This is a genomic window from Streptomyces daliensis (assembly GCF_054782395.1).
Genome location: NZ_BAAGSO010000076.1, coordinates 1 through 5,215, shown reverse-complemented (window position 1 = coordinate 5,215; position 5,215 = coordinate 1). Strand labels below are relative to the sequence as shown.

General features: G+C 68.8%; 1 protein-coding gene. It reads left to right on the top strand.

Features of this window, described 5'->3' with window-relative positions; all coding sequences use genetic code 11:
• Nucleotides 1-5,215: amino acid adenylation domain-containing protein (locus ACYVOO_RS16895; protein ID WP_461016469.1), on the top strand; the 5,215-nt coding region annotated here is incomplete at both ends.

Sequence of the window (5,215 nt, the reverse complement as noted above, 5' to 3'; positions counted from 1 at the left end):
CGGTGGCGAATTTGGTGTCGGTGTTTGTTCCGGTGATGGGTGCGGGGCCGGGTGTGGGGGTGTTGCAGTTCGCCTCGTTCAGCTTCGACGCCTCTGTACTGGACGTGGTGGTGGCACTGTCCTCGGGTGCCACGTTATGGATCGCCAGCGAGGAGCAGCGTCAAGAGCCGGGGCGGTTGCGGGAGTTGGTGGGTGTGGGGGCGGCGAGTGTGGTGCCGTCGTTGCTGGAGGTGCTGGACCCCAGCGACCTGGCGCATGTCGGGACGGTGTTGGTGGGTGCGGAGGCGGTCAGTGAGGGTGTGGCGCGGCGTTGGTCGGATGGGCGTCGGCTGGTGAACACTTATGGTCCGACTGAGGCGACGGTGATGGTGGCTGCGGAGACGGTCGATGCTGATCGTCCGGGGGCGGTGCCCTTCGGCCGCCCGATCGCCAACACCCGCATGTTCGTGCTCGACACCGGGCTTCAGCCGGTGCCCGTCGGGGTGGCCGGTGAGCTGTATGTGGCCGGTGCGGGCCTGGCGCGCGGTTACGTGGGTCGTCCGGGGTTGACGGGTGAGCGTTTCGTGGCCTGCCCCTTCGGTCCGGGTTCCGGGGAGCGGATGTACCGCACCGGGGACCTGGTCAAGTGGACGTCCGATGGGCAGTTGGTGTTCGTCGGCCGGGCGGATGAGCAGGTGAAGGTGCGTGGGTTCCGTATCGAGCCCGGTGAGATCGAGGCCGCCCTGCTCACCCATGCCGGGGTTGACCAGGCTGTGGTGATTGCCCGCGAGGATGCGCTGGTGGCCTACGTGGTTCCCAACGGCCGGGAACCGCAAGGGCTGCGGGAGGTGGTTGCCTCGCGGCTGCCGGAGTACATGGTGCCCGCCGCGTTCGTCACGCTTCCCGAGTTGCCGCTGACGGCCAACGGCAAGCTCGACCGCCGCGCGCTGCCCGCACCGGAGTACGCTACCGGATCCGGGCGCGCACCGGCCACCGTGCAGGAGGAGATCCTGTGCGCGGCTTTCGCCGACGTTCTCGGTCTCGGGTCGGTCGGGGTGGACGACAACTTCTTCCAGCTCGGCGGCCACTCCCTCCTCGCCGTCCGACTCGTCGAGCGGCTGCGGGCCCGAGGTGTGTCGGTGTCCGTGCGGGCGTTGTTCGAGGCGCCGACGCCTGCGGGCCTGGCAGGGGCGGCGGGCGTCGGTGCTGTCGAGGTGCCGGAGAACCTGATCCCCGCAGACGCCGAGCGGATCACGCCGGAGATGTTGCCGCTGGTGGAGTTGGACCAGGTGGAGATCGACCGGGTCGTGGCGTCGGTCGAGGGCGGGGCGACGAATGTGGCGGATGTGTATCCGCTGGCGCCGTTGCAGGAAGGGATGTTCTTCCACCACCTCATGGCGGGTGAAGGCGAAGATGTCTATCTGACTGTGCGGGTGATGGAGTTCGACTCCCGTGCCCGGTTAGAGACGTTCGCGGACGCTTTGCAGCAGGTGGTGAACCGGCACGACATCTACCGCACCGGCATCGTCTGGGAGGGCTTGCGGGAGCCTGTGCAGGTGGTGTGGCGGCAGGCCGAGCTCCCCGTCGTCGAGCACACGCTGGAGGTCGAAGGCACGGAACCAGCCGCGGCAGGCCGGGACGTGATGGCCCGCGCTGGTTCGGTAATGGACCTGGGGCGTGCCCCGCTGATGGATCTGCACGCGGCGGAGGCACCCGAGGGCCGTTGGCTGGCCGTCGTGCGGATGCATCACATGGTGCAGGACCACGTCGGCATGGACGTATTGATGGAGGAGCTGCGGGCGGTGTTGTCCGGCGAGGCCGACCAGCTGGCGCCCGCGTTGCCGTTCCGCAACTTCATCGCCCAGACGCGGACGGTACCGAAGTCCGAGCACGAGCGGTTCTTCGCCGACCTCCTGGGAGATGTGACCGAGCCGACCGCCCCCTACGGTCTGTTGGACGTGCGCGGCGACGGGTCGGATCTGGTCCGTGAGGTGCTGTACGTGCCAGAACCCGTGGTTGTCGAGTTGCGGCGGGTGGCGCGGGAGCTGGGTGTCAGCCCGGCGACCATCCTGCACGTGGCGTGGGCGCGCGTTCTGGCCGCCCTGGTGGGTCGGGACGACGTGGTGTTCGGCACCATGCTCCTTGGCCGGATGAACGCGGGTGCCGGCGCCGACCGGGTGCTGGGCCCGTTCATGAATTCGCTGCCGGTGCGGGTGCGGACCGCTGGCGTCGGGGTGCGTGCCGCCGTTCTGGGGATGCGGGACCAACTGGCGGCGCTGCTGGAGCACGAGCACGCTCCGCTGGCCATCGCCCAGCGGGCGAGCGGCGTCGCCGCCGACATGCCCCTGTTCACCTCGCTGTTCAACTATCGGCACACCTCGCCTGAGACCGGTGACGAGGAGCGCTCGGTCGAAGGGATCCGGACGGTCGTCGGCCGGGATCAGACCAACTACCCCTTGGCTGTCGGGGTGGGCGACGAGGGCGTGGGGCTGCACGTGAGTGTGTTGTCGGTCGACAGTCTGGATGCGCGGGCGTTGGGTCGGATGGTGTGCACGGCGGCGGAGGGTGTGGTTGGTGCGCTCTCTGTTGTTCTGGGCGGTGGTCGGGAGGTGGCGTTGGGTTCGGTGGATGTGTTGGGGGTGGATGAGCGTGAGTTGTTGGTGTCGGGGTGGAATGACACGGCGGTCGTTGTGTCGGGTGTGTCGGTGGTGGAGTTGTTCGGGTGGCGGGTGCGGGAGGCGTCTGAGGGGGTTGCGGTGGTGGCGGGGGAGGGGGAGTTGTCGTATGCGGAGTTGGATGTGCGGTCGAATCGGGTGGCGCATTTTCTGCGGGGTCGGGGTGTGGGTGGGGAGTCGGTGGTGGGTTTGTGTCTGCCGCGTGGGGGTGGGCTGGTTGTGGGGATGTTGGGTGTGTTGAAGGCGGGGGCGGCGTTCTTGCCGTTGGATGTGGGGCTGCCGGTGGAGCGGGTGGCGCACATGCTTGCGGACAGTGGTGTGGGGTTGGTGCTGGGTGCGGGGGAGGGGGTGGAGGAGCTTCCGGCGGGGCGGGTGCGGGTGGTGGCGCTTGATGATCCGGTGACGGCGGCGCTGTTGGAGGTGCAGCCCGTGACCGTGCCCGAGGTGGCGGTCCATCCGGCGGGGCTGGCCTATGTGATCTATACGTCCGGTTCGACGGGTACGCCGAAGGGTGTGGGGGTTGCTCACGGCGGGCTGGTCAATCTGGTGGCGGCGCAGGGTGAGCGGTTTGCGGTGGGGTGTGGTTCGCGGGTGTTGCAGTTTGCCTCGGTGGGGTTCGATGCGGCGGTGTCGGAGGTGTGGGTGACGTTGTGTGCGGGGGCGACGTTGGTGATGGCGTCGGCCGAGGAGGTGTTACCGGGGGGCGGGCTGGCGGAGCTGGTGGCGGAGCGGGGCGTGACGCATGTGACGTTGCCGCCGGTGGTGTTGGGGGCGTTGGAGGCGGGTGATCTGGCTTCGGTGACGTCGTTGGTGTCGGCGGGGGAGGTGTTGGATGCGGGGTTGGTGGAGCGGTGGGCTGAGGGCCGACGGCTGATTAATGCGTATGGTCCGACGGAGTGCACGGTGTGTGCGTCGATGTCGGTGCCGCTCGTGCCTGGTGATGAGCCGTCGATTGGTGGTCCGGTCGCCAACACGCGGCTGTATGTGCTCGATGAGGCTCTGCGTCCGGTGCCGGTCGGCGTGGCGGGCGAGCTGTATGTGGCCGGTGCGGGTGTGGCGCGTGGCTATGTGGGCCGCCCCGGACTGACGGGTGAGCGGTTCGTGGCGTGCCCGTTCGGTCCGGGTTCCGGTGAGCGGATGTATCGCACCGGGGATTTGGTGAAGTGGAGTGCGGACGGGCAGTTGCTGTTCGCTGGTCGTGTGGATGAGCAGGTGAAGGTGCGTGGTTTCCGTATCGAGCCGGGTGAGATCGAGGCCGCTCTGCTGACCCATCCGGGGGTGACGCAGGCTGCGGTGATCGCCCGGGAGGACACCCCGGGAGACAAGCGCCTGGTTGCCTACGTCGTGCCTGTCGACACCGACGGTCTCGACTTCGATGAGTTGCGTGCGTTCGTGGGTGGCCGGTTGCCGGAGTACATGGTGCCGGCCGCGTTCGTGACGCTGGCGGAGTTGCCGTTGACGGCCAACGGGAAGTTGGACCGCAGGGCGCTGCCGGCGCCGGAGTACGTCACCGGTGCCGGGCGGGCTCCGGCGACCGTGCAGGAGGAGATGCTGTGTGCGGCGTTCGCCGACACCCTCGGCCTCGCATCGGTGGGGGTGGAGGACAACTTCTTCACTCTGGGTGGGCATTCGCTGCTGGCGGTGCGGTTGGTGTCGCGGATCCGGGTTGTGCTGGGGGTGGAGGTCGAGGTCCGCACGCTGTTCGAGGCGCCGACGGTGGCGGCGTTGGCGGGTCGGCTGGCCGACAGCGCGGACCAGGCACGGATGCCGTTGCGGGCCGTAACACGTCCTGGGCGGGTGCCGTTGTCGTTCGCGCAGCAGCGGCTGTGGTTCCTGGCCCAGTTGGAGGGTCCCAGCCCCACGTACAACATTCCCACTCCGATCCGCATACACGGCGTGGACGGTGCAGTGCTGGAACAGGCGTTGCGTGACGTGATCGTGCGGCACGAATCGCTGCGGACGGTCTTCCCGAGCGCTGACGGTCAGTCCTACCAGCATATCCTCGACCCCGACGAGCTCGACTGGCACATCACGCTGACCGACGTGGAGCCCGGTGCGCTGAAGACTGCCGCAGCACAGGCCGCGAAGCACGCGTTCGACCTGTCGGCGGAGTTGCCGATCAAGGCGTGGTTGTTCCAGTCCGGCGCGGACGAGCAGGTGCTGGTGCTGGTGGTCCACCACATCGCTTTCGACGGTTGGTCGCGGGCTCCTCTCGCTCGGGATGTCTCCACCGCCTATGAGGCGCGGTTGCGGGGTGTGGCTCCGGTGTGGGAGCCGTTGCCGGTGCAGTACGCCGACTACGCGGTGTGGCAGCGGGAGCTGCTCGGTGAGGAATCCGCCCCGGGCAGTCTGCTGACCGCCCAGGTGGAGTACTGGCGACAGGCGCTGGCCGGTGCGCCGGAGGAGTTGGCGCTGCCGACCGACCGTCCGCGACCGGCCGTGGCGAGCCACGCCGGTCATCGCGTGCCGGTGCGGATACCCGGCGAGGTGCACGAGCGGATGGTGGAGGTGGCGCGTGCCGAGGGCGTGACGGTGTTCATGGTGGCGCAGGCGGCCCTGGC